The organism is Coleofasciculus sp. (genome assembly GCF_046565525.1).
In the GTDB taxonomy this organism is placed as follows: domain Bacteria; phylum Cyanobacteriota; class Cyanobacteriia; order Cyanobacteriales; family Coleofasciculaceae; genus Coleofasciculus.
Map to the genome: position 1 here is coordinate 1 of NZ_JBKHUP010000105.1, position 24,509 is coordinate 24,509.

Here is a 24,509-nt window from a genome sequence, read left to right on the forward strand (position 1 = left end):
GTTTCAAACCGATGAACCCTCTGAGAGCAAAAGTCCTACCCTAAATGTACCTCATCAGCGTGGGAAACGCTGTATAAACTATATTGTGCTTGTAATAATTGATTTTTTAATTGTCTAAGACTCGGGTTGCTCTGGCGCTCTTTTTGAAACAATCTCATAAACTCTTTAATAGTTCTATAACCCTCTTTCAAGTCCTGTTTAATAAAGCGACTCTGAGTATAAGCAAACAAAATTTTATGTCGATAACAAAATAATCTTATCCAATCAAAATTGAAGCGAGAGGCTATCTTAGCGGCTGAATGATTCGGACATAACTCAATCAAAACATGATTAGATACCTGTAGTTCAGCCAAATAAGTCGAATTATAATTTGAAAAATTAGAGCCTTTCCTATGACTTCTATATTTCAAGTTTGGACGGATGTAATATTGGGATAATTCAAAAAGAGTCCCCCCTAAAAATTTTCCTTGACCTACTAAGTCAGTTTCCCAATCAGCGGGGGTCTGAGGGTCGGAATTTTCCATTAAGGCTTGATAGCAGTCCTGAGCAACTTTAGACCGATCTTTATGATAGTTTTCAGGGAGATGAGCTAAGATTAACCAAGTAGTTCCTAACGTCCCCGGCTGATCCGCCAGCTTGTCATCAATTTTTTTTTTGAGATTAGCAATGACTTGATTAGCAGAATAGATGTGATAATTTTCAGGAGGAGAACAGGCAACTAAGAGTCCATAGGTGTCATTTAAACGGACAGGGTAGTAATATCCTGTATAGCCATCTTCGTGGTCTGTGAACTTGTCAATTTTTGTCGGTAAAAGTTCATGATACTCCGTTTCAAAGCTGTGATCATTTTTAAAAACATAAGAGAGATGGGGAAGACGGCGAGCAAAGTTTGCTTGGGCATCCCTTAACTCTTCATTGGGTACGCGATCGCGCCAGCGTGTTCGTAGAACGTATCGCGCTTTTTTCTCCTCACCCCAGCTCTCGGCTGGGTTAACCGTTCCCGTGTTAACATGGATAGAGTTATCGGTGTTAACACGGTTATTGATATCTGCGTTAACATGGCGATTAACCGTGTTAACAAGGTTAAGTTAGTTGCCGTGATTATGATTAGAGACCAGCCCAAGGATGAGTTGGGACGCTTCGCTCCGAAAGGAGATGAACCCCTCTCTAAAAAGGTGGTGGGAGTCCGTCTACCTCAGAGCATTTACGAGCGCTTGCAGCAGTTGGCAGAAGAACAGTCCCAAAGTCCCGGCGAGGTTTTGAGAGGGCTTGCCGTTACCGTGTTAACACAGTCCAAGAGTCAGCATGGGGGAGTTTCAGAGGGTCGTTTGGAGAAGACCCGCGATAGCGTTCTCAAGCGGCTCAAACTTGGCAAGCAGGCATCGGGGTACAAGGCAGCGGTTAAAGCATTGAACATGATGATCGATGAACTCTCTTCCCAAGACCAATGACTGACCACAAGCTCAAAAAGACAGAAACAGGGTGGATATGTGAACTGTGCCAGCAGCAATGGAAGAAAAAGCCACGAGCAAAATGTCCTGGAGTAGTTTGGTATGACAATCCTAATCAACTGCCCAGTCACCTGATTGAAGCTGAACAGTTAGCCGCTCAAAACCTCAAGCCCAAAGGGAACGCGATCGGATGTTTGAAGCGAAGCAAAAATTGGGTGTGGCTTTTTGACTCATCCGATGTAGAAACCATCAACCCAGAACTACCCCCCATTTACACCTGGAATAATCGCCCCAAAGATCTCAAGACGCCAAACCAACTCTACCGATATAATCGGAAACCGGGAGACAAACCCCACGGTTGTATCCGGCACGAGGGAGACTGGCTGTTTCTTTACCGCTGGGAAGAATGCCCGATTGACGATGAATCTTTACCACCTCACTGTGAGTATGGGCTTTCCCATGAACTAAAAACACTTACGCAGCTCAAAAAAGAGAACCTTGCTCCACGCGATGATACCCAGCCTCGCGGTTTTTTCCGCGTGTGGAAAGAAGAGTGGAAGACGGTTTTACTTTACCATCCCAACGACTGCGATTGGAAACCTCCTGACAGTTTTCTGACCAAGGGGACATTACGCAATCGCTACTTACTATCAAAATCTTGGATAAACCGCCTAGGTAAACCTGATTTAATCCGGGAAAACCCTCACCACAAGAGCTGGACAGCTATGCAGCTTTACTCCCGGCAACGAGTTGAAAATTTTTTAGCTGATCATGCTGAAGAATACAGCCAATGGCTTGATAGGAGAGATAGATATGTGGCGATTTTTAAAGCGAATACAGAGGCGATAAAGCAAGGTCATACAAAATACCTAGAGATAAAAAATAAACGCAAGACACAGCAAAAGCAATGCCTCAAATGTGCTTCTGGGTGCGCCACTAGCCAAGGCTTCCTATGTGCAATTTACCCAGTAGGGCTAGAAGATTGGCAGATGCCCTGTAGCGATTTTGTGGCTAGGGGATGATGTTGCGCTGGGAAAAGTCTTACCCTGCAACGGTTTCAGCGTTTTGGGCTGGTGTGTGTGTTCGCTGGGTTTGCAGTAAACAGGTTGAAACGTTTCAACCTGTTCGACGGCGATCGTAAGATCTGTTCATCCGAATTTCCCGCGATCGCCGGAATTTTCCTTGGGGGGATTTGATGGATTTTCTTCTGGAGGGGGGTTCGCGGGTCTAAGCGGCTTCGCTGTTTTCTAAAAACCTTCGTTCTCCCGCGACCGGGTGCTACGCTTCAATTCAGTCGCCGAAAACCTAGCCATTCCTAGCTCTCCATCGCCCTTCTCACGGCGGTCGCTGGAGGCGTCGCTAAGCTTGGAGGTCATTCAGGTCATTCGTTCCTCAAGCCCCTCGGTTCCTCTCCAAAGCTACCGCTCCTAGCTGGAATGGCTGGCAACAGGCTCCATCATTTCCACTTCGCCCCCTACCCCGGCGCGGAAAGCGATTCCCGGTAGCAGCACGCGCCAGTCATATTAATCCATACGTTGTTACGCTACCCCCGGCGCGGCTGCCACTCCACTGGCGTCGGGAATCTTGCCGCGCCTGTTCCTGATTTTTCAGATGTTTTTGTTGGGGGCGTAGATCTAGCGAGGTTATCACCGGGGCAATCTAGATGATATTGCAGTTAAGAGTTGTTTAATGTTCAATGAGATAATCTTCATCATTTATCGCCCAAATCCATACCCCATCTGCTTTTCAGCCAAATCAGTCATCCACCAAACCGTCTTATTTTGCACAAACTACTCAAAGAATGCAATATTTCACCCATCGCGAACGCGAAAAAGTTCGGTTTCTGAAACGCTTATGGGACAATGGTTTGAGCTAGATTGACCCGGTGATCAGCTTCGCTAGATCTACGCCTTGGGGGGAGTGTAAAATGCTAACAAATGCTAACCTCCCCACAATTTTAGCTATTACTAGAATTTTGGCGATCGTATCGGCACGCTTAATTTTGTGATCGCGTTCCACTCCACTCCCCCTCTAACGACTTGTCCTCAACCTATTAAATTAATTTGTTACCAGGTGTCTTAATTTATCCAAAAATAAGCCTTTATTTTCTTCTCACAAAACCCTCTCTCATCCCTCGCAAAACCCTCTTTTATCCTCATTAAACCCTAACTCATTCCTCGGTCACGATTCTTGCAGAATTATTCCCGGTAAAATTCCCCTATAATTTCCCTCATTTATCCCTCGGTTCGCCTCACTTTTGTTGAGGTATACTGTGAAAGGTTCCCCACACTTGGATCATACGCAAGCTATGCTGCCTATATGCGCTAAAGCGCATATCCGCTGCGCGGAACGGCAGCAAGCTTGCCCCTGCGGGGGGCTGTGGAGCGGTTGTGTCAGAAAATTGATATCATGCGAGGCGCTAAAGCTAAGAGAGAAGACGGGGTTCCCCGGAAGATTACCCATCCGGTGAGGTTCGCGAAAGATGAGTATGAGGAACTAAGATTTAAGGCTAATCAATCACAGCTTTCCATCTCAGAATTCATTCGGAAGGCGGCTATAAATAAGCAGATTCGCTTTCCCCAACCGCCACCCCAGATAAACCGGGAGATTTATCGGGAGCTTTCAGCCATAGGAGTGAACCTAAACCAGTTGGTTAAAGCCATGAACACAGCAAACAAAGCAGGAACACTCTTATCGGTGGACGCCGACGCGATCGCAAGCCAAGTGAAGGAACTGACTCGACTGAACAAACAGACCCAGCTACAGCTTTTGGGGTGCGGAGATGATAGCCAAGATACTGAAAAATAGAAGCTTCAGGACAACCCTGAAATACGTGCTACGAAAGGAGAAGGGAGAGTTACTTGAGAGCAATATGGGAGGGTCTAATGTTGAGCAGTTATCCAGGGAATTTGGAGCCATCAGAAGCCTAAGACCTGGTTTAAAGAAAGCTTGCGCCCATACCATACTATCAATCCCCCACCGCGACAATGAGCATAAAAAGGGGGCTTACCATGAGCATTTGGACAACGATCAGTACGGCGAGGTTGCCCACCGATGGTTAGAGGAAATGGGGTATTTTGACTCCCAGTATGTGATTGCCCGACACCACGACACTGACCATGAGCATATCCACATCATCGCCAATCGGATAAAACTAGACGGATCGGTTGTACCAGACAGTTATGACTACCTGCGATCACAAGTAGTGATACGCCAGTTGGAACAGGAATTCGGGTTAGAGCCAACCCCGTGTAGTTCTGAGAAAGTCGCCAACGCGGTTCGAGCTAAGGGGATTGAGGCGACGGTGACGGATAAAAAAGCCTTAACCCAACGCCAAATACATCACGAAAGCGGAAACCCCACGGTCAAAGAGCAGCTACAGAAGAAGATAGACGAAGCCTCGCGGGATAAGCCCACAATGACTCAACTGATTGGGCGGTTGCAGCGCCAAGGGGTGAAAGTCCATCCCACGTTTAGCACCAGAGGGTTATTCCGGGAGGCAATAGCCTTCGAGATAGATGGGGTGAAAATAGCCGGGAATAAGCTGGGAGCCGCATACAGTTTCCCAGGTCTCCAGAAAAAACGCGGGGTACGATATGAGCGCGATCGCGATATGCCAGCCATCAAAAAAGCCGCCGATGGGGAGCTGATTCCATCATTGCGGCGAAGGAAAAAACCCCAGCTTGAGCTGGATTAATCCTCATCTTCTGGGAGATTGGCGGCGCGATCGCGTCTTTCATGCAAATGGCGAATATGGCGAATTTTGTTAAGCATTATTTTCTCTTCTACTAAAACAGGGATAACTGAATCGGTTGGGGGTGCGATGACTCCCAATCTTTCATCGCCTGCCGGATAAGACCTTTGACATTCTCAACCTCGCGATCAAAGTCTTCTCTCGTCTCGGCTTCAAAAGGTCTGTAGTAAAGCGCTCCATCTACGAAAGCATCCAGGAAAAGTTCGCCGATAGTCACGCCCAATTTCCATCCATGAAAAGTGCAGATCGGGCAACTATCGGTCTCATCCTCATTTAAATCTGAGAACGTGCCGAAATAAGTGAATCCTGCGTCGATTAGAGCTTGCGCGATCGCAGCATCCCTTTTACTCAACCAACAGGGAATAGTTTGGAAAAAATTCTCCTGTGAATTTAGCATGAGATAGCTCCAAAAATTCAGTATCACCTAGAACAAAAAATCATCGTCGGAAATAAACCAGAGCGACATTCCCAACCACCCTCCGAGTATTAAAACATTGGGTAACTGCTCCGGACGAATAAACGCAGCCAGCACACCCAAGAAGGACGAAACAAAAATGGCGCGGGTAGAGATTTCAGCCGCGATCGCGAACGGATTGCGATTATCTCTATCGATTTTCACCTGAAGCTCGTGGTTTCGACGTATCAGTCGATTATTTTCTTCGCGCAAATCATCAATGATTTTTTGGGCTATCTTCAGTCTGGCTTCAGTATCCAATTTACTGGGTATATGCATCATGAGTTTTCTCCATTAATTTGAAGTCTTTGTGCAGTTTAAATCTGCGTCTAGTGTGATAACAAACCCTGGTCAGGTGGGTTGTCGGGCAGTTGTCGTGTGCCTGTCGTGTTTGCTGTCGGGTAAGCCTGTAGTGCCTGTCGTGTCGTACCTGATAGCCTAAAATGCTCTGAACACGACAGACCCATCTGACTCCTCTAGCTCCCCGTAACCCATGTCATTAAGGAGTCCTAAATAGCGCCGTATGTCCTCACTTGTCTTGCCTTTAAGTGCGGCGAATGTGCGACGCTGAATATCACGGGGTTTAATCCAATCTCCCTGATCTTTGGCAAATAGCCAGATTGTCTTTAACGGCTCTCCTAAGTCATCAGATAGTTTTAGCTCTACCGTCTCCGAATCAACTGGGGGTGACTCAGGGGGTTCTATCTTTCCTGGCGCTGAATCTGTTGGTTGAGTTGGACTATAAAACTGGGTGATTTTGCTGTCGATTCTGGGGAGGGTGACGGGTAGCCATTCGTCGTTACCATCCAGCTTGACTAATCCTTTTCCGCTTGCTGTGGGTTGTAAGGTTTGAGGATTAACCTGAGTCTCTAACTGGAGCTGGAGCATCCGCCCAATTAAATTAGCCAGTCCTTTGATATTTCCCAGTGCTGATTGGGTGTTATTGTGGCTAACAAATGTGCAGGGCATCTCCTGTTTTCTTGACTTGGTTAGAGCCAGCCTGAAGAATTTGGTCAACAGGTCTTGGTCATCAATGATGTTCGCCCAGGTGGTGACTTCCTCACAGATAACTGCGATCGCGTCCCCATCACGCCAGAGCTGTTCCCTCCATTCCTCCTCTGTCATAGTCGAGCCATTAAACCGGGAATAGCGATGGGTTAACTCGTCAACGTACCACCTCAAGAAACTGGCGATATCTTCAAAACCGTGGTGACTTTCGGCAACGCCACGCCATTCTGACGGGTTCGAGTCGGGGTCTAAAATTATGACTTTATACCCCTGTTCTGCCTTACGTTTGGCGAGGTAACGGGCGAACCAACTTTTTCCGCTGCCCTGATTCCCCCAGACCAGTGCGGTCTGTTTGATGAAGTTATCAACCCAGGTCTGATTGGACTCCTCAAACTTCCCTTGCCGTGCTTGTTCGTCCATCGTCCCCGGTGTACCGTGGGGAAGGGCGGCGGATGGCTTCCCGGTCGCTTGGTTTAGCTGTGCTTGGGCTTCTGCTATTGCTTGTAACCGTGCCTGTTCCTGAAATATGGCTATCTCTTCAGGGGAAAGCATTGAGAGTTGTTTTAATCGGGCGGCACGGTCAGCACTGAACTGCCAGAGTTGATAGTCTAGGTTGGCTGCATACTCGACTTTATGGGCAGTGTTAATGGCTTGGATTTTGTTCAGTAGCCAGGACTGTTTAATCTCGTTCCGGTACTGGGGGAGGAATTCGATTAATTTCCGTTCTCTGGCTTTACTTAACAGGTAGGCTGAACCAAAAAGAAAAGCGCTGGTCAGTCCCCAAGCCCATTTGTGTGGGTTGGTCGCTTCGATAATCCTTAATCGGGTAGCCTTCTTTTGGATTTGGCTCCGAGGGTTGCTGGCGGGTTCAGATTTTAATGCCTGCCATTCTTTTACGGGCATGACATAACGCTTGTCAGGTGTGCAAAAATGAGGGGAATCATTGGGTTTGAAGCAATACTCGATCAGGTCTGTCTGTCTGCCGTGGAAGCTGGTGGCGAGGGTCAGCACCCCCAGACCGCTGATTAACCCGACTAGGATTGTGTTCGCCCTCTCTTGGTCTCTAGAAAAATTTTGGTCTCTAGAAAAACTCACGACGATGCCTCCTAAATACAGTGGCTAAAAGCGCGATCGCCAGTAATCCCAGTCCGAAAACGCTTAAGGGCATAAGCCAGACGGGGTGAGAATTTGGGTTAATCTCAAACTGCTTAACCTCCTCAATAAAAGCCTTGGTGCCGGTGGAGGATTGATGGCTGATTTCCCGATGCTCATCAGTGGCTAACCAAACTGCGCCTGCTATGCCAGATGCTTTGAGCAGTTCTATGAGAAAATCAGAGTCAAGGCTGGGTCTGCCGTCCTGGATACCAATTTTGGTCAGAGCGTGACCGAACGCCAGGGCGACGACAATAAATCCCATCGTCCCGGTCGCGATCGCAGGCAGTCCTAACCGCGCCATTAAATGAACTGACCCTCGGATGGTGGCTATTCCCAGAAGCGCTGATAGGGTTTGAGTTAAGAAGCGTCTATTCTGAAAGACTTCTCTGATTTCCTGTTCGAGGCGTGAGCTGTCTAAAGTTTCTGGAGTCTCTGGGGTCTCCTCAGTCTCGCTTCCTGATACGACGGTAAAATTGTTTAGTAATTGGTCAAGGTTGTGTTCCATAACCTGCCTCAAGAACAAAAACGATTTGGGTCAGGATGCACTCTGACCCCCTAAAACTTGCTTAGATGCCGAATGTATCTCTGAAGCCTTTCCAGAGCTTGCCTAAGCCTTTATTGCTGTTGTAATTTGGCTTGGGGATGCGACTGATATTGGCGTCAGACCCATCCGCCCAGAGTGCCGATGAGACGGCTTTCTCGTACTCAACATCAGCCCGTTGTTGTGCCAAAGGGATTTTGCTCTGTTCCTTGGTAACGTCGGTCTGGTACTTTGTAACCGCCATCAAATCAGCCACAGCACCCCGGATTTGGATCAGGCTTCCTTGGTGTAAATGCCGTGTGGTTTCAGCGCTTACGTCATAGCCATATTTGGTCTTGGCTTCTGTGAGTTCGTTATTGAATCGCCGTTCAGCTAACTGGGAGTCTAAAATCGCCGTTGTAACCTGTTTGCCTGATTTTTGGGTTTGTTTGGTTAGATCTGCGATCGCTTTATTCAAATCCCCCGTCGTCTGGATGGTGATTCGTGCAGCGTCTAAAGCTGGTTGCAGGTTGGTTTGAGCGACTTCTGAGAGTCTGCCCATGTCTGAAAGCTTCTGAATGGCGCGGTGGTCTCCATAGACAGCTTTCATAAAGTCTTCTAAGCTGATGCCAAACAGATTATTCATCGCCGCCAGCGTCCCCGGCGCTGCGCCACTGATGTGATTTTTATGCTTGGCTTTTCCAAAGTTTCTCATTATTCCTCCTGTGGTGAAGCTTCCGCCCCTGGCGTTCAGCACGCCTAGGCGTGAATGTTAACGGTTGAAGAATCCTTTAGCCCTCATCCAGGTGTGAGCGCTGCGGACTATGTGCATATCCTCATCGGAGCGTCCCAAGTGGGGAGCGTGGGGGTCATCTTTCGCCATGATTCCAGCCGCTTGCTGGGCTAGATTGACGGGAACTCCAGCGCCTAATAGAGCTTGCTGGAAGGCAAGAGTAAGCTCAATATTGATTTCTGGCATGATGTGAATAAGTCCTGAGTCTTGGTTGGCGAAGGGCAGCGGGGGACGTAAGCTTGGCGGCGCGTCTCCCACTCCCACGGTTATCAGCGGGGTCATTCAAAAGCGGTTCTAAGGTCTGCAAATTGAATTCCTCCATCGGGTTCAACAACTTCCCAGCCATCCTCTGGTAAATCCTCTAATGCCCAATCGCTAATCAGTGAGTTAGCGGCGTCCCAGTTATGAGACGCGATCGCGTTTAACATCTCCTCAGCTCTTAGCGCGTCCTGTTGGGTCATTCGGTCAATTAAAAGCGTTAATTGTTCAACTGACATGGCTTAAAAGCTCCAAAATGTACAAAGCTGTAATCCAAGCGAGTAGTTCAAACGTTAGACGGGTCATAGTCCGCTCATGGGCTTAAACTGTTTAGGCGATGGTTGCATTGATGGCTGGATGCTTGGTTTACCCTGTCCCTGCTGTCCCTGTGACCGTCCCATTTGCACGGGCGGCGGTGGCGGCGTTGGGGTAGCCTTGAGTGCTGACACCAGATGATCGCCGTAGTTAATTAGAAGAATTGAGAGCAATTGGGAGAATGTTTTAATCCCGGTTTGAGTCATAATCGCCTCAGCTTTTGGGCGATCGCTCTCGTCTAAAACAACTCTTGTCTGTGCCATTGATTAAGCCTCCATGTTTGCCATCGCGACGATGTTGAAAAGTTGGGGGTTAGGGGCAATCTTGAACCGTTCCCCAGAGGCTTCACAGATGGGCGCGGCTAAATGAGCACTTCCCCCGGTGATCAAAACCTCTCCCAGCTCCGGTAAATGTTCCGCCCACTTCGAGCGAATCTCAGATCGTGCCGACTCTACCCACTGCTCACAGACTTTTTGATAGATGGCACTGAAATCTATATGGTCTGTGCTGTATAGAAAGTCAGAGCGTTGAATCGCATCCATGATGTGTTCGAGCTTGGGGGTGTAGTCCATGCCTGTTGAGTGTTGGAGTTCCACCGCGACCTGTTGAGCTAAGGCTTTTGTACCAGGCAGAATCACCTCACCGTCCTCAACTAGAGTGCCGTTTGGGAGATAAATCCGGGCGATGGAAGTACCGCCCCCGATATCCCAGATGGCATTCTTGTGGTCAGGGAAGCTGAAAAAGTCTTGAGATTTGGCATAGAGAAAGGCTGGATAGGTTTCGTCGAGCGGTTCGACTGAGCGAATGGTGTAACAAATCTCAATCCCGTTACGTTTGAATACCCGATAATCTGGGTGATTCTCCAGTCGTTTTACTGCCTCCAAATCAGCATCATTAAGGCTGTTGGGGAGTGCGATCGCAAACTGGGAGATGTGGACAAAATCCGACCCTTCTATAGGCTCAATCGCTACTAGAGCAAGGATTTCAGCCAGCTCGCATTTATCCTTCTGGAAGGTTGGATCGCCTCCGAGGTCTTGGGCGAGTTTCCCGATCGCGTATCGTTTAGAGTCCACCTCAACCAAGAAGGTTTGGGGGTCTGGTTTCAGTCGCTTCCATTGATACTCTGAGCATTCTTTGATGCATGAGGGGATGCACTGAACCACACCTGAAGCATCAACCCATTTGAGAAAACGATTTCCACCATCAAAGACCACTCGCGATCGTATGTGTTCGTTTGGCGGATAGGCGAGTTCGTAGCCGGACGGATAGGAGTGTCCGTTCTGCGGCGTGATATTTTCAGTTTTCATGGTGCTGTAAGTATTGATTTAGCGTTGTTTGAGGTGCTTTACGAGAGGAAAACAACCTAGAATCCTGGTTGTCCGCAGTAAGGCGTTTTACGTTTGCCTCTGTTCGTTGGGCGTCTATGGTTGCTATAGTAGTCGCATAGTTTAGAACTTGTCAATAAAATTAGATATGAAGTTCTAAACTCTGATGAAAAGCATTGTTACTCCGTAGGGAAAGGTTAGACAATCGGGATATATTTGTAGTAAAAGAACTAAACTTTACTGCAAAATGCCTACAAACCTGCCAAAAGTTATGACCTACCTTACCCCTGAAGACAAACAGGAGCTAAAGGAGTGGGCGGCAGAAGAGACTCGATCAATGGCGGCTCAAGCAAGGTGGATCATCGAGCAAGCCTTGAAAGAGCGTAGAAAACAAAAACAGGAGGAAAGTTAACAATCCAGACTTAATGATGAAAACCGCGAGCGCAACCCCCCCTTGTGCCAGTGGCGGGAAAAGTGTCACAATCAGCGCGAGCGCAACCCCCCCTTGTGCCAGTGGCGGGAAAAGTGTCACAAGGCAAAAAGGCTGACAAATGATGACAGGTTTCGAGATTCTCAACACCTGTTGCTCTACTGAAAAGAAGGGGGCAAAATAAACCGCGATCGAACCTATAATTAATGTCCATAACAAATTCTGGGAATTTTTAAGATATGCGAGCGTATCCTGACATTTCAATCAAAAACTTGATCAAACCTGAATCCATGCCAGCCTCCAAATATCGCGACAAAGAAATCGCGACCTCAAGTCCGGAAAATCCCACTGCATACGGGCGCAAGCTTGTCTTTATGCTAAAGTTCAGTAAGTACGCTGATACCACTAAGATTGGAGGATACTATCTAATGAAAAAGCATGAAGTCCGGGCTATGTTATCGCGTTCTATAATTTTGAAGCTGGATGAACTCCGAGAGATCTACGATGGCGCACCCCGATCTGTGGTTTTAGCGATCGCGATCAGGAAACTCTTTGAGCTTGAACAGGGACAAAAAGAAGCCGCCCCTACAAGGGAGGCGGCTTGATGTTTGATCAGTGCGAGAGACTACCAATTCATCTAGCACTGTAAATTTTCACAATTCAATCCCCAATAAGCTGAAACCGTGGCGTAAACACGGTTTTACCTGGATAAAGAGGGGATTTTGTACACGCCTATGGGCAAGCGAAGCACCATAGGCACTCAAATAGGTTCTTTCAATCCCTATCGACACATGATCAATTAGATCAATTAGATCAATTAGATCAATTAGATCAATTATGTCAAACAATAGTAAAAAATACCAGCCACTAGGGGTTGGTGCGATCGCGTATATCGCCACCCTCTACACTCAGCATCGCCTAACCGATGCCCTAGAATGCCTCGAAATCTGCGGACTGCATGGTGAATCCGCCCTTGCTCCATTTGGAATCATCGAGGAGGTGGCGTGATGTACACGGAAATCAAAGAATTCAGCATTTTAGACCACCTTGACAAGCTCACCCCTACCAAAGGAAAGAATAAGTACATTTGTCCGGTCTGTGGTGGAAACGACTTCGCGATAAGTAAAGATGGCGCGTACCACTGTTTTAACGGCGACTGTGATCCAAAGGATATCCGGGAAGCGATCGCGCCATGGGACGAGGTGAAACGCGAAAACCCAACGCGGCGAGTAATTCCGGCACCACGGCGATCCAAGCCAAAGCCAAAGCCAGCGCCAATCCCAGAGGGCAAGATTAAACTAGCCCGACTTTCAGGAGAGATAACGCACCCCGAAAGGCAGCCATTGGTCTGGGATGAGGCGACAGACGCTCTAAAGTACATCGTCAAACAAGAGGCAGAGGAAGAGAAAATCCCCTTAGAGAGCTTAAAACATAAGTGCACGATAACTCGATACCCATACTCCTCAGCCCAATGGGTAACACGAATCGACTACCCCTACCCCGAAAAGCCCAAAGGCTACTGGAAAACTCTCCGCCCCTTCCACTTAACAAAAGATGGTGTAGAGAAAATTGGAAAGGGCAACCACTCCTGGGATGCTTATCGATTTGCCGAGGTACTCCACTGCGCGGGTCAATGGGCGCTAGTGGTTGAGGGCGAAGGCTGTGTAGAATCAGCTCGTTTTCTGGGGTTAGCCTGCTTTACCTTCCAAGGCGGATCTTGGTCGGATAAAGATATCGAGACAGCCGTAAAAACCTTTAAAAAAGCCAAAAAAGGGGGTATAGCTTATCTCCCTGACAACGATGATGCAGGATTCAAGAAAGCCGAAAAGCTTAAAGAGGTCTGCTCAAAAATCGGAGTGCCATTTTTTCGTATAAACCCAACTGACTTATGGGCAGATATACCCGAACATGGGGATATTGCTGATTGGGTAAAATGGGGCATGGAGCAAGGCTGGGATAAGGAAGAGTTCGTCAGGCGACTGGAACAGCAATTCAATGCTGCGGCTGATGCTGCCAAGGAGGAACAGTCTGCCGATACCAAGGAAGCCTCAGAGGAATGGGATGGCGGGATTGAGATTCCCGATTCCTTAAATCCCAAACAGACATTCCTGCAATTCACGCTAGATACTTTATACGGCGACAAACCTTGGATTTGCGTCAATAATAAACTGTATTGCTGGACTGGGACTTATTACGAGTATATAGAGGATGGGAGTGAGCTTAAAAGGCTGTCCGACTGGGCTAATTCCTACCCAGAGTATGATAAAAAAGGCAAACGGATCTATCCCTATGCCAAGCCTAGCTGCGTCCAGGAGGCGCTGAATTGGATCAAGCTGCGGTTATGGGTTAGCCCTAAACTGATCAATCCGTCCGGGTTAAACTGCACCAATGGTGTTCTACAGATTAACTGGGAAGGCGGCGAACCAAACTGGAAGTTAATCCCGCATGATCCAGCTCTCTACTACACTTATGAACCCCTGATCAAATACGATCCAGATGCCGATAAGTCAGCTTGCTCACGCCTGCTTGAAGTCCTCGACCCACAAGAGCGCGATATTTTCCTCAAGACCGTTGGCGCATCCCTAGACCTTGCCACAGTTCGCAAATTCAAGGGGCGAACAGTGAGAGGGTTAATCATGAAAGGACACGGGGCAAACGGGAAGGACACCCTTCGCGAAGCCGTCAGCCTGATGTATGGTCGAACTGGATTAACCTCATGTACCCTTTCAGACTTTGCCAGTTACGATAACGGGCGCAAATTCCCCCTGGCTCGTTTACGCCACTCGCGGGTGAACTGGGCATCGGAAAACGCCAACACAACTCGACTCGATAAAATCCAAAGTCTTAAAGCCTTCATCACTGGCGACCCGTTGAGTGCTGAAGCCAAGGGACGGGATGAGGATGAATTTATACCATCCGGGATTGCTCTGTTCAACGCGAATGATACGCCCAAGCTCCAGGGGACTATGGAGGCGATCGCGTCGAGGTATGCGGTTCTGACTTTCAATAAGACTTTCAAGATAGGAGCCAACCCCGAACTGGGTGAAGTGGAAGCCGATCCACGGTTCAAGTATGACCCAGATTTTCTCTCTTATGAAGTCCTGCCAGCGTTCCTCAACAGCGTCCTAGATGCCCTACGACGGCTGATGAGCGAGGGCATAGACTACTCATGCACCAAAAAGGCTTTAGAGGATATCCAGGCTGAGAATTCCCATCTATTCCAGTTCGCCCAAGACACCGGACTGGGCTACAACCAGACCTGTATTTTAACGGCGGGGGAACTCTGGGTAATGCTGGAGCAGTGGTATCTAAACAACGGAACCCTGACTTATGAAGAATCCAGCACAGGCAAGCAAAAACCTGTCTGGATGGAGCAGGCTAATCCTTACGATCGCAACATCAAGGGAGCTAACCAAGTCCTAGGACGATTCCAAAAACTCTTCCCAAAAGCCAAGCGGGTGAGTATCCCTCATCCCAATGGCAGCAAGAAAAATGTACCAGCACTGAAGGGACTTGGGTTTAACTCCGGTGGTGGCGGCGACGGTGGTCAACCCACCCCAATTCCACCCCAACCCACCCCAATTCCACCCCAAGACCCACCCCAAAAAACAACGGAAAATCAAGGGTTCCACCCCACCCACCCCAGTTTTTCCCATCCCTGCGAAAAAAATGAAAAAACTGAGAACCCCTCTACTGATCCTGGCAATGTCAATCTAAAAAATAGTGATGACTCCCAAAGTTTGGGGTGGGTGGGGTGCGATGCCCAAAAATCAAGGGTTCCTGGGGTGGATAACTGGGGTGGAACTGGGGTGGAAAATGACAAAACTGGGGTGGGTGAGACAGTCGAGGCTGACTCAGATGCGATCTCGGATGCGTGTTCTCCAGAAAGTATCGCTCCCACTCCAACCGATGGACTTGAGCAATGGCTGGCTGAGGATAACCTCTTATCCATGGCTACCGATTTGGAACTCTGCGAAAGTAAAGAAGTGTTGGAGGAACTGCGGAAGATTTACCCCCGTGAAGCGCTCGCAGAAGCCGCGAAGCTTTTGCCTGATGCGAAGCGCTCAGTCATCAAAACTTGTGTTCATGAGCTAAACGGGGACAAAACATCCCCAGATGCGTTCGCGGAGCGTGTTCAGTCAGAACGTATCGCGGTAGCCGAGACTCAGCCGGATGCGACTCCGACAGTTAAACTCGCGATCGGGACAAAAGTTCGCCTGAATCTCCCCGGCAGCGTCCGGCACAAAAAACAGGGAATTATCATCAGGAGCCAAGAGCAAAACCTGGTTGTCAGGTTTGATGATTATGAGTTGCGGAAAGACCTGCGGGAGATGGAATGCCGTCTATCATGGCTGACCACCGACCTCGAATCTCCCCTGCCGGACAAAGCCGAACCGCAGCCAAAGCCACCAGCACCGCCGCAAATAGTTAAACCCAAACCCGAACCAGTTCATGAACCGGTGCCGACATCTTATGATGACGTGATTTCAGCCATCGACATCGAACTAAACCGCCTGGGATGGACGATAGAGCAGGCGAAAACCTGGCTGAACGGAAAGTATAGGGTGCGATCGCGGCAGCTTCTCAGCGACGAGCAATTGCTAGACCTCCTGGAGACTCTCAAAGCGATGCCAACCGATACTCCCATCGCTAAGCAGTGCATCATCAAGTGCATTGACGAAGCCTGTTATAACGGGAAACTAAAAGAGGTAGAGGGAATGCTCATTGATGAGCCTTCTCCCCCGGTTCAAACTTTCTGGCGATTTCTGATCGAGAAGACTGGGCAGTTAATTCCCGTTCATGATCCAGATTATTGGGAATTGATCGAGGGATTTTAGGGGGTGCGATCGCTGACAAATGCTGATTGATTTGTCAGTTGCGATCGCGCCCGGACTGGCGCAGAAGGATGCGATCGCAACTGACACAAGTCAGCTCCGAGTCAGCTCCGAGTCAGGCAGTCACCAGGCTGACTGCTGACTTTCCATGAAGTGGCACAGGGATAATGGCAGCGGGAGATGAACTGGCACACTCGGAGGATGCGATCGCTGCTAAATGCTGACTGATTTTTCAGTTGCGATCGCGGGTGTCAGATTTCAGGTGTCGGACTGGCGCAACCGATCTGATCACATTCCAGGCAGTGTGTTGGGTCGCGTCAAAGCTAAGTCAGCCCTGAAGTCATGGTCAGGACACCGGAAGGCGGTACAGGTTTTAATTGAAACTCTATGCTTCTATTATGCACGACGGATTAGAAAACTTTGGATTCCCCTGAATCCCTATCAGGAATTTCAATTCTATACTTCTATTATGTATGACGGATTAGAAAACTTTGGATTCCCCTGAATCTCTATCAGGAATTGAAACTGGTGCTAAGTACTGTTATCACAATACATAAAAACTGATTATCGAGAATTCCGGCGATCGCGGAAAAAACACCCAAACAAAACTTATAACTCAATAACCCCAAAGCTATAAGCTAGGCTACGCGGTTCCCCTAGTCGAAAAGGCTGGAAGCCTTAATAAATCGCCATTTCGCCATTAAAAGCGGCTGTCACCGGGGAATATTACTGAAAAGCAATCAAGCTTTGGCAAAGTCTTTGTAAAAAGGCAAGCGATCGCTAATTTTTGACCTGTAAAGTGGGCATACTGGGTAAAGACACCTTACAAAGCTAGCGCAAATGGACTTGATTGACCAAATTAAATCTATCTGACTGACAGGGTGGATGGCGTACCGGATGTTTTATCCTGGGCAACAGCCAGTATGAGGATATGCTATGAAATTTTTAGGAGTATAGTGGGCGTTTAATGTTTGAGCAGGCGTTTAAGAATCTAGATGATACCCTCCGACGCGAGGCGGGTTGCACCACTGAGCTTGACTACACAGAACAAAGTTCGTGGCTGCTGTTTCTCAAGTATTTGGATGATTTGGAACGGGCGCGATCGCAAGCTGCTATCTTAACGGGAAAGCCTTATACTTTCAGTATTGATGAGCCGTATCAGTGGAGTGCGTGGGCAGCCCCCAAGAATGAGAAGGGTGAGATTGACCATAATGTAGCACTGACGGGGGACGATTTACTGGAGTTTGTCAATGGCGAACTTTTTCCCTACCTCCAGAAGTTTAAGCAGAGTGCTGAGAGTCCGGACACTATTGAATATAAGATTGGTGAGATTTTTGGCGAGATTAAGAATAAGTTTCAGAGTGGGTACAACCTGCGCGATGCTTTGGATGAGATTGATGAACTGCGCTTTCAGACTCAGGATGAGAAACATGAGCTTTCCCATCTGTATGAGGCGAAAATCAGGAACATGGGGAATGCGGGGCGCAATGGTGGGGAGTATTATACGCCGCGTCCATTGATTCGTGCCATGATTCGGGTGGTGAAGCCGCAGATTGGTGAGAGGATTTATGATGGGGCGTGTGGTTCGGCGGGGTTCTTGTGTGAGTCTTATGAATATTTGCGCCAGCAGAAGCTGACGACGAAGCAACTGGAGACGCTAGAGAAGCACACGCTCTACGGTAAGGAGAAAAAGAGTCTGGCTTATGTCATCGGTATCATGAATATGATTTTGCATGGCATTGATGCGCCGAATATTGTCCACACGAACACGCTCACGGAGAATGTTAATGATATTCAGCCGAAGGATCGGGTGGATGTGATTCTGGCTAACCCGCCGTTTGGGGGGAGTGAGCGCAAGGAAATTAAGGAGACGTTCCCGGTTAAAACCAGTGAGACGGCATTTCTGTTCTTGCAGCATTTTATCAAGATGCTCAAGCCAGGGGGTAGAGCCGCCGTGGTGATTAAGAATACGTTTCTCTCGAATGCGGATAATGCGTCACGGGCGTTACGGGAGGAACTGTTAACCAATTGTAATCTGTACACAATTCTGGACTGTCCTGGGGGAACGTTTATCGGTGCAGGGGTGAAAACGGTGGTATTGTTTTTTGAGAAGCGTGATCCGCAGTGGGGAGTAGGGCAGAGTCAGGAGGCGAACGGACAGTTAAGTATGCTGCCGATGGCGACGGAGCGGATTTGGTATTACCAACTTGATCCAGGGCGCAGTTTGGGTAAGACGAATGCGCTTAATGATGATGACTTAAAAGAGTTTGTGGAGTTTCAGGAATCCTTTAAGGAGTCGGAGAAGTCGTGGTTGGTAGATGTGGCGGATGTGGATAGGGAGACGTTTGATCTGTCGGTGAAGAATCCCAATGCACCGGAGGAAGATCCGCTGCGAGAGCCTTGGGAGATTTTGGAGGAGATTGCGGCTTTGGATGCTGAGAGTGCGGAGATTTTAGCTGATATTGGGGGGATGGCTGGTTTCGGCTTCGCTCAACCAGCCCCATATAACTGAGTCAATGAGGACTTAGCTGAGGGCTGAGCGTAGTCGAAGCCCGAAGTCCGATCACTAGGGAAGGAGATAAGTTGGAAATGCCCTATATGTATATCCTCGAATGTTCGGATGGTTCTTTCTATACAGGAAGCACAAAGGATTTACCTCGACGTTTATGGCAACACCAAAACGGTTTAGGGGCAAATCATACAAAGAAAAGATTACCTGTAAAGTTGGTTTATGCAAAGTATTATGATTATGTAGCAGATGCGTTTTATCGAGAAAAGCAGGTGCAGGGGTGGAGTCGCAAAAAAAAAATAGCGTTGATGAATAGTGACTGGGACAAACTTCATATTTTGGCAGAATGTCAGAATGAATCACATTATCAGAGAGGAGAACATTCAGTTGGTAGTTGATAGTGGAGAGTTAGTCGCTAATAGTTGGCAAATAAAAAGTCTAGGAGATATTTGCGAAAATCTTGATAGTTATAGAGTTCCTATTACAAAGTCCAAGAGAAAATCTGGTAGTATTCCATATTACGGTGCGTCAGGTATTGTGGATTATGTGGATGATTATTTATTTAATGAAGATTTACTATTGGTATCTGAAGATGGCGCGAATCTTTTAGCAAGAACTTATCCGATAGCATTTTCTATTAGTGGGAAGTCCTGGGTAAACAATCATGCCCATGTTCTTAAATTTGCCAATATATCAACTCAGACTTTTGTGGAATATTATCTAAATTATATTTCACTGGAGTCATATATTAGCGGAGCAGCACAACCGAAACTTAATCAACGAAAGCTCAACTCTATACCTGTCCCCCTTCCCCCACTCCCCGAACAGAAGCGGATTGTGGCGATACTGGATGAGGCGTTTGAGGGAATCGATCGCGCGATCGCAAACACCGAGAAAAACCTCGCCAACGCCCGCGAAATCTTTGAAAGCTACCTAAACGCGGTCTTCACTCAGAAAGGCGACGGATGGGTAGAAAAAACACTGCATGAAGTCTCTATTGAATTTGGTAGAGGAAAATCTAAACATCGTCCTCGAAATGATAAAAAACTTTATGGTGGTCAATATCCTTTTATTCAAACGGGGGATGTTCGCCATTCAAAACACATCATTACCAAATATTCGCAAACATACAATGAATTAGGATTAGCCCAAAGTAAATTATGGTCGAAAGGAACTGTCTGTATCACAATAGCTGCAAACATTGCTGAAACAGCAGTTTTAGACTTCGATGCTTGTATCCCTGATAGCATTATTGGATTTGTTGCAGACAACACGAAAGCAAACAATATGTTTGTAGAGTATATGCTTCAAGCCTTCAAGATTGAGCTACAGAAAAAAGGAAAAGGTAGCGCACAAGACAATATAAATATGGGGACTTTTGAAAATCAACTCTTTCCTTTTCCAGATGTCGAAATTCAAGCATTTTTAGTTTCTAAACTTGATGCTTTGTCGGAAGAAACCCAACGCCTCGAAGCCATCTATCAACGCAAACTCGAAGCCCTGCAAGAACTTAAACAATCCATCCTGCACAAAGCATTTACCGGAGAACTCACCAACCCTTCGACTAAGCTCAGGGTAAACCCCACCATCAAGGAGGCTGCTGCGTGAGCGAGATTGAGCCAGTCACAACCGAGGAACTGTTCAGCGAAGTCAAAGCCTTAATCGACGCAGCCAAACAGCGCGTCGCCGTTACCGTTAACGCTGAACTTACCCTCCTCTACTGGCACATTGGACACCGCATCCATACCCAAATCCTCAACCAAGACCGCGCTACCTACGGCAAACAAATCATCAGCACCCTCGCCCAACAACTCACCCAAACCTACGGTAAAGGCTGGAGCGAGAAACAACTCTGGCATTTTGTCCGCTTTGCCGAAACCTTCCCAGAGCGAGAGATTGTCTCCACACTGGGGAGACAATTAAGCTGGACACATCTCAAAACCCTGATGTACGTTGATGATGAACTGAAACGCGACTTTTATCTCGAACTGGCTCAACTCGAACGCTGGAGTGTCCGCCAATTAAGAGAGCGCATTGACTCCATGCTCTACGAACGCACCGCCCTTTCCCGTAAACCAGAAGACACCATCCGCCACGACCTCGACCAACTGCGGAAAACCCGGCAAATTTCTCCCGATTTATTGCTGAGAGACCCCTATATCCTCGACTTCCTCCAACTCAACGACCGTTACTTAGAAAAAGACCTCGAAGACGCCATCCTCCGCGATATCGAGCAATTTCTCTTGGAACTGGGGGCGGGATTTACCTTTGTCGCTCGTCAGAAAAAGCTACAGATTGACGATGACGACTTCTATCTTGATCTGCTTTTTTACAACCGCAAACTCAAACGCCTCATCGCCATTGATTTGAAACTGGGTAGCTTCAAAGCCGAATACAAAGGACAAATGGAACTGTACCTACGCTGGCTTGCCAAATACGAACAAGAACCCGATGAAAACCCACCCCTCGGTATTATTCTCTGTGCTGGCAAAAAGCAGGAACAAATTGAACTCCTGGAACTTGACAAAAGCGGGATTCATGTCGCGGAATATCTCACCGTCCTACCGCCTAAAGCCGTGCTACAAACCAAACTACAACAAGCCATTACCGATGCTCGCCAGCGATTTGCTGCGGCTCACCCAACATCTGCGGAGGACAACCCCCAATGAACGAAGCCGAAACCAGAGCCGAACTGATTGACCCCGCCCTCCGTGCTGCGGGTTGGGGTGTAGTAGACGAAAGCCGTATCCGTCGCGAAGTCATCGCCCCCGGTCGCCTGATTGGAGGGGGAAGACGCGCCCCGGCTAAATACGCCGATTATGTCCTAACTTACCGCAACCAAAAACTGGCTATCATCGAAGCTAAGGCGCGAGACAAACCCTACACCGAAGGCGTTCAACAAACCAAAGACTACGCCGACCTTCTCCAAGTCCGCTACGTCTACGCCACCAACGGCGTGCAAATCTACCAAATCGATATGCTCACTGGAGTAGAGCAGGATGTTGACCATTATCCCACCCCCGACGAACTGTGGGATATGACCTATAGTGAAGAGAACCAGTGGCGAGATCGCTTTGCTGTCATCCCCTTTGAAGACAAAAGCGGAACCTGGGAAGCCCGTTATTATCAACATATTGCCATTACCAGAGTATTAGACGCGATCGCCAATAACGAAAACCGCATCCTCCTCACCCTCGCCACCGGAACCGGAAAAACCTGCATCGCCTTCCAAATCGCCTGGAAACTCTTTCACAGCCGTTGGAACCTCCGAGGGTTGAGCGAAGCCGAAACCCGTCAACCCAGCCGTCGCCCCCGCATCCTCTTTCTCGCAGACCGCAACATCCTCGCCAACCAAGCCTTTCTCGACTTTTCCGCCTTCCCAGCCGATGCGTTAGTCCGGATTGACCCAGAAGCGATCAAGAAAAAAGGCAAAGTCCCCAAAAACGGTAGCATCTTTTTCACCATCTTTCAGACCTTCATGACCGAAACTGGGGGCGATGAGGAACCCACGCCCAACTTCGGCGAATATCCCCGCGACTTTTTTGACCTGATTATCATTGATGAATGTCACCGAGGCGGAGCGAACGACCAAAGCACCTGGCGAGGTATCCTGGAATACTTCTCCCCAGCCGTCCAACTCGGTCTCACCGCCACCCCCCGTCGCGATATCAACGCTGTCACCTACGACTATTTCGGCAAACCCGTTTACGAATACTCCCTCGCCGCAGGTATCGAAGACGGCTACCTCACCCCCTTCAAAGTCCACCAAATCCAAACCAATCTGGATGAATACGTTTACAGCGAAGAAGACTTTATCAGTGCTGGAACTATCGACACAGAAAGGGTCTACACCGAAGCCGACTTTAACCGTATCATTGAAATGCGACCCCGCGAAGCCCATCGCGTGCGAGTCTTCATGGAAGCCATTAACCAGAACGAGAAAACCCTGGTTTTTTGTGCTACCCAAGACCACGCCCTGATGGTACGCGACCTAATTAACCAAATGAAGATTAGCAGCGACCCCAACTACTGCGTGCGCGTCACCGCCAACGATGGAGCCTTGGGAGAACAACAGCTTAAACAATTCCAGGACAACGAGAAAATCATCCCGACTATCCTGACCACCTCTCAAAAGCTTTCAACTGGGGTCAATGCGCGGAACGTTCGCAACATCGTATTAATGCGCCCCATCAACTCTATGATTGAGTTCAAGCAAATTATCGGTCGGGGAACTCGTATTTTTGAAGGTAAGGATTATTTTACCATTTATGATTTCGTTCGCGCCCACGAGAACTTTAACGACCCCGAATGGGATGGACCACCCCAAGAACCCCCCACAGGTATCACACCCCGACCCCGACGGGATACCATTGAGGGAGGTCGTTCCCAACCTTCAGAAGTATCCCGCCAACGCCCTGAAAAAATCGTCGTTCAACTCGCAGACGGTAAAGAGCGCAGTATTCAAAGCACCACTCAAACCACCTACTGGAGTCCCGACGGCAAACCCCTGTCAGCCACCGAATTCGTGCAACGCCTCTATGGAGAACTCCCCAACCTCTTTCAAGATGAAGCCGAACTGCGCCAAATCTGGAGTCGCCCGGATACTCGCCAAGCGCTGTTAGCCGGGTTAGCCGAGAAAGGCTACGGCGAAGACCAAATCGCCGCCATCCAAAAGATTGCTGATGCCGAGAATAGCGATGTCTTCGATGTTTTGACTTTTATCGCCTACGCCAAACCCCCGTTAAGCCGTCGAGAGCGCGTCATTGCTCATAAAAGCCTGATTTTCTCCCGCTACACCGGGAAGCAGCAGGAGTTTCTCGACTTTGTGTTAGACCAGTATATCCGTGAGGGGGTAGGGGAACTCAACCAGGATAAGTTACCAAAACTCTTAGAACTAAAGTATCACAGCATTAATGATGCTATCTCCGAACTCGGAGACGTTAGGCAAATTCGTTGGTGGTAAGTTGCTATGGGTAAAAGGACTGGAGTACATCAGCTTTAGCGCGATCGCTCTTTTAACCGAATCACCAACCAAGTGAATAGGGCGGCTAAAATAGCGGTACTGAGGCTGTAGACCAAGGGAATTGCTGGTTCTAGCCAGGGTGGTTGGATTTTTAGGGAATGGGTGAGGACAGACCGAACTGGATCATTTTTTCCCTCGCCTAATTTATTCAGAGACACAACCATAGAACCTGCGGCTAGCCCTACGCCGACAATTGCGACAGTATTTTGGAACGTGCGATCGCGCTGTGCCTGATCCAAATTTGTGATTCCATAAATCGAATTAATTAATTCCTCCAATAGAATCAAGCCAGGACTTAATCCCTCATAGTCTTTTTCTACTTGTAACATATATTTGTTACTAAAATCTTGCCTAAACTTATCCAAAAAAGTAAAATCATGAGGAGATAAAAAGTCAAGAATTGAGTTAGGAAGTGACTGCCAATCTAAAGACCTTAAATTCCATCCCCATAAAGTTAAGTAATCATAATCTGAGATAGCTTTTTCCTGGGTTTCTTTCCTGGCTTTCTCCTGAATAACCTTAACTCGTCTCTCATAATTTAATAAGTTAACTTCCATTGTCCGAATCTGATCAGCCAATTGATTTAAGTCAATAGAATAGTGATACAGCATTTCTCAGTCTAGTGAGGTACAGTAGCAACAATGAGTAAACCATCCTTTGATGTCATCTAAAGAAACTT

At 48.0% G+C, this 24,509-nt stretch carries 26 protein-coding genes; 14 read left to right on the forward strand and 12 right to left on the reverse strand.

All coding sequences use genetic code 11. The features are described 5' to 3' along the window. Nucleotides 1-35: 35 nt before the first annotated feature. A complete protein-coding gene (locus ACLGGO_RS28305) occupies nt 36-524 on the reverse strand; it encodes a hypothetical protein (protein WP_446421804.1) in 489 nt (162 codons plus the stop codon). Between the two features lie 380 nt (nt 525-904). Continuing rightward, the gene (locus ACLGGO_RS28310) at nt 905-1,060 is read right to left on the reverse strand and encodes a hypothetical protein (RefSeq protein ID WP_446421805.1); all 156 of its coding nucleotides are present in this window, start codon (nt 1,058-1,060) and stop codon (nt 905-907) included. Between ACLGGO_RS28310 and ACLGGO_RS28315 the strand changes: the two genes are divergently transcribed. From ACLGGO_RS28315 to ACLGGO_RS28330, 4 genes are all read left to right on the forward strand, one after another. Further along, nucleotides 1,059-1,451 carry a hypothetical protein gene (locus tag ACLGGO_RS28315; RefSeq protein WP_446421806.1) on the forward strand — a complete coding sequence of 131 codons (393 nt, stop codon included), beginning with the start codon at nt 1,059-1,061 and terminating at the stop codon, nt 1,449-1,451. The two genes, ACLGGO_RS28310 and ACLGGO_RS28315, sit on opposite strands and share 2 nt — an antisense overlap. After that, nucleotides 1,448-2,473: a hypothetical protein gene (locus tag ACLGGO_RS28320; protein ID WP_446421807.1), complete on the forward strand. Its 1,026-nt coding sequence runs from the start codon at nt 1,448-1,450 to the stop codon at nt 2,471-2,473. The genes ACLGGO_RS28315 and ACLGGO_RS28320 overlap by 4 nt, the downstream gene beginning before the upstream one ends. A gap of 1,387 nt (nt 2,474-3,860) precedes the next feature. Further along, the gene (locus ACLGGO_RS28325; protein ID WP_446421808.1) at nt 3,861-4,259 is read left to right on the forward strand and encodes a plasmid mobilization protein; all 399 of its coding nucleotides are present in this window, start codon (nt 3,861-3,863) and stop codon (nt 4,257-4,259) included. Between the two features lie 25 nt (nt 4,260-4,284). Continuing rightward, on the forward strand, nt 4,285-5,148 hold the full coding sequence (locus ACLGGO_RS28330; RefSeq protein ID WP_446421809.1) for a relaxase/mobilization nuclease domain-containing protein: 864 nt from the start codon (nt 4,285-4,287) through the stop codon (nt 5,146-5,148). 91 nt (nt 5,149-5,239) lie between these two features. On the opposite strand, the gene ACLGGO_RS28335 is transcribed toward ACLGGO_RS28330, so the two are convergent. From ACLGGO_RS28335 to ACLGGO_RS28375, 9 genes are all read right to left on the reverse strand, one after another. Further along, nucleotides 5,240-5,602 carry a hypothetical protein gene (locus ACLGGO_RS28335; RefSeq protein WP_446421810.1) on the reverse strand — a complete coding sequence of 121 codons (363 nt, stop codon included), beginning with the start codon at nt 5,600-5,602 and terminating at the stop codon, nt 5,240-5,242. A 27-nt stretch (nt 5,603-5,629) separates the two neighbouring features. Beyond that, on the reverse strand, nt 5,630-5,941 hold the full coding sequence (locus ACLGGO_RS28340; protein ID WP_446421811.1) for a hypothetical protein: 312 nt from the start codon (nt 5,939-5,941) through the stop codon (nt 5,630-5,632). A gap of 156 nt (nt 5,942-6,097) precedes the next feature. Beyond that, a complete protein-coding gene (locus ACLGGO_RS28345; RefSeq protein ID WP_446421812.1) occupies nt 6,098-7,762 on the reverse strand; it encodes a helicase HerA domain-containing protein in 1,665 nt (554 codons plus the stop codon). Next, nucleotides 7,749-8,327 (reverse strand): hypothetical protein, encoded by a 579-nt coding sequence (locus ACLGGO_RS28350; protein WP_446421813.1) that lies wholly within the window; start codon nt 8,325-8,327, stop codon nt 7,749-7,751. Before ACLGGO_RS28350 ends, ACLGGO_RS28345 begins: the two co-directional genes overlap by 14 nt. Nucleotides 8,328-8,388: 61 nt before the next feature. Then, complete coding sequence (locus tag ACLGGO_RS28355) at nt 8,389-9,057, reverse strand: hypothetical protein (RefSeq protein ID WP_446421814.1); 669 nt, start codon at nt 9,055-9,057, stop codon at nt 8,389-8,391. A 57-nt stretch (nt 9,058-9,114) separates the two neighbouring features. Next, entirely contained in the window at nt 9,115-9,417 is a 303-nt protein-coding gene (locus ACLGGO_RS28360) for a hypothetical protein (protein ID WP_446421815.1), read from the reverse strand. After that, on the reverse strand, nt 9,414-9,632 hold the full coding sequence (locus ACLGGO_RS28365) for a hypothetical protein (RefSeq protein ID WP_446421816.1): 219 nt from the start codon (nt 9,630-9,632) through the stop codon (nt 9,414-9,416). Before ACLGGO_RS28365 ends, ACLGGO_RS28360 begins: the two co-directional genes overlap by 4 nt. A 63-nt stretch (nt 9,633-9,695) precedes the next feature. Next, entirely contained in the window at nt 9,696-9,971 is a 276-nt protein-coding gene (locus ACLGGO_RS28370) for a hypothetical protein (protein WP_446421817.1), read from the reverse strand. A gap of 3 nt (nt 9,972-9,974) precedes the next feature. Continuing rightward, a complete protein-coding gene (locus ACLGGO_RS28375; protein WP_446421818.1) occupies nt 9,975-11,015 on the reverse strand; it encodes a ParM/StbA family protein in 1,041 nt (346 codons plus the stop codon). Nucleotides 11,016-11,304: 289 nt separating this feature from the next. Here ACLGGO_RS28375 and ACLGGO_RS28380 point away from each other — a divergent pair, with 289 nt between their 5' ends. The 10 genes from ACLGGO_RS28380 to hsdR all read left to right on the forward strand — a co-directional run bounded on the left by ACLGGO_RS28380 (nt 11,305) and on the right by hsdR (nt 23,770). Then, nucleotides 11,305-11,445 carry a ribbon-helix-helix domain-containing protein gene (locus ACLGGO_RS28380; RefSeq protein WP_446421819.1) on the forward strand — a complete coding sequence of 47 codons (141 nt, stop codon included), beginning with the start codon at nt 11,305-11,307 and terminating at the stop codon, nt 11,443-11,445. Nucleotides 11,446-11,891: 446 nt separating this feature from the next. Continuing rightward, complete coding sequence (locus ACLGGO_RS28385; RefSeq protein WP_446421820.1) at nt 11,892-12,068, forward strand: hypothetical protein; 177 nt, start codon at nt 11,892-11,894, stop codon at nt 12,066-12,068. A gap of 232 nt (nt 12,069-12,300) precedes the next feature. Further along, nucleotides 12,301-12,471, forward strand: a complete 171-nt coding sequence (locus tag ACLGGO_RS28390) for a hypothetical protein (protein WP_446421821.1) — start codon at nt 12,301-12,303, stop codon at nt 12,469-12,471. Further along, entirely contained in the window at nt 12,471-16,301 is a 3,831-nt protein-coding gene (locus ACLGGO_RS28395) for a DUF5906 domain-containing protein (RefSeq protein WP_446421822.1), read from the forward strand. The genes ACLGGO_RS28390 and ACLGGO_RS28395 overlap by 1 nt, the downstream gene beginning before the upstream one ends. Nucleotides 16,302-16,515: 214 nt before the next feature. Next, the gene (locus ACLGGO_RS28400) at nt 16,516-16,803 is read left to right on the forward strand and encodes a hypothetical protein (RefSeq protein ID WP_446421823.1); all 288 of its coding nucleotides are present in this window, start codon (nt 16,516-16,518) and stop codon (nt 16,801-16,803) included. Between the two features lie 462 nt (nt 16,804-17,265). Further along, nucleotides 17,266-18,810 (forward strand): N-6 DNA methylase, encoded by a 1,545-nt coding sequence (locus tag ACLGGO_RS28405; RefSeq protein WP_446421824.1) that lies wholly within the window; start codon nt 17,266-17,268, stop codon nt 18,808-18,810. Between the two features lie 77 nt (nt 18,811-18,887). Beyond that, complete coding sequence (locus ACLGGO_RS28410) at nt 18,888-19,205, forward strand: GIY-YIG nuclease family protein (protein WP_446421825.1); 318 nt, start codon at nt 18,888-18,890, stop codon at nt 19,203-19,205. Continuing rightward, nucleotides 19,162-20,415, forward strand: a complete 1,254-nt coding sequence (locus tag ACLGGO_RS28415) for a restriction endonuclease subunit S (RefSeq protein ID WP_446421826.1) — start codon at nt 19,162-19,164, stop codon at nt 20,413-20,415. The genes ACLGGO_RS28410 and ACLGGO_RS28415 overlap by 44 nt, the downstream gene beginning before the upstream one ends. Nucleotides 20,416-20,420: 5 nt before the next feature. Next, nucleotides 20,421-21,476 (forward strand): PDDEXK nuclease domain-containing protein, encoded by a 1,056-nt coding sequence (locus ACLGGO_RS28420; protein WP_446421829.1) that lies wholly within the window; start codon nt 20,421-20,423, stop codon nt 21,474-21,476. Beyond that, nucleotides 21,473-23,770, forward strand: a complete 2,298-nt coding sequence (gene hsdR / locus ACLGGO_RS28425; protein ID WP_446421827.1) for an EcoAI/FtnUII family type I restriction enzme subunit R — start codon at nt 21,473-21,475, stop codon at nt 23,768-23,770. The genes ACLGGO_RS28420 and hsdR overlap by 4 nt, the downstream gene beginning before the upstream one ends. A 35-nt stretch (nt 23,771-23,805) precedes the next feature. Here the strand turns inward: hsdR and ACLGGO_RS28430 are convergent, their stop codons facing one another. Then, a complete protein-coding gene (locus ACLGGO_RS28430) occupies nt 23,806-24,441 on the reverse strand; it encodes a hypothetical protein (RefSeq protein WP_446421828.1) in 636 nt (211 codons plus the stop codon). Nucleotides 24,442-24,509 lie beyond the last annotated feature (68 nt).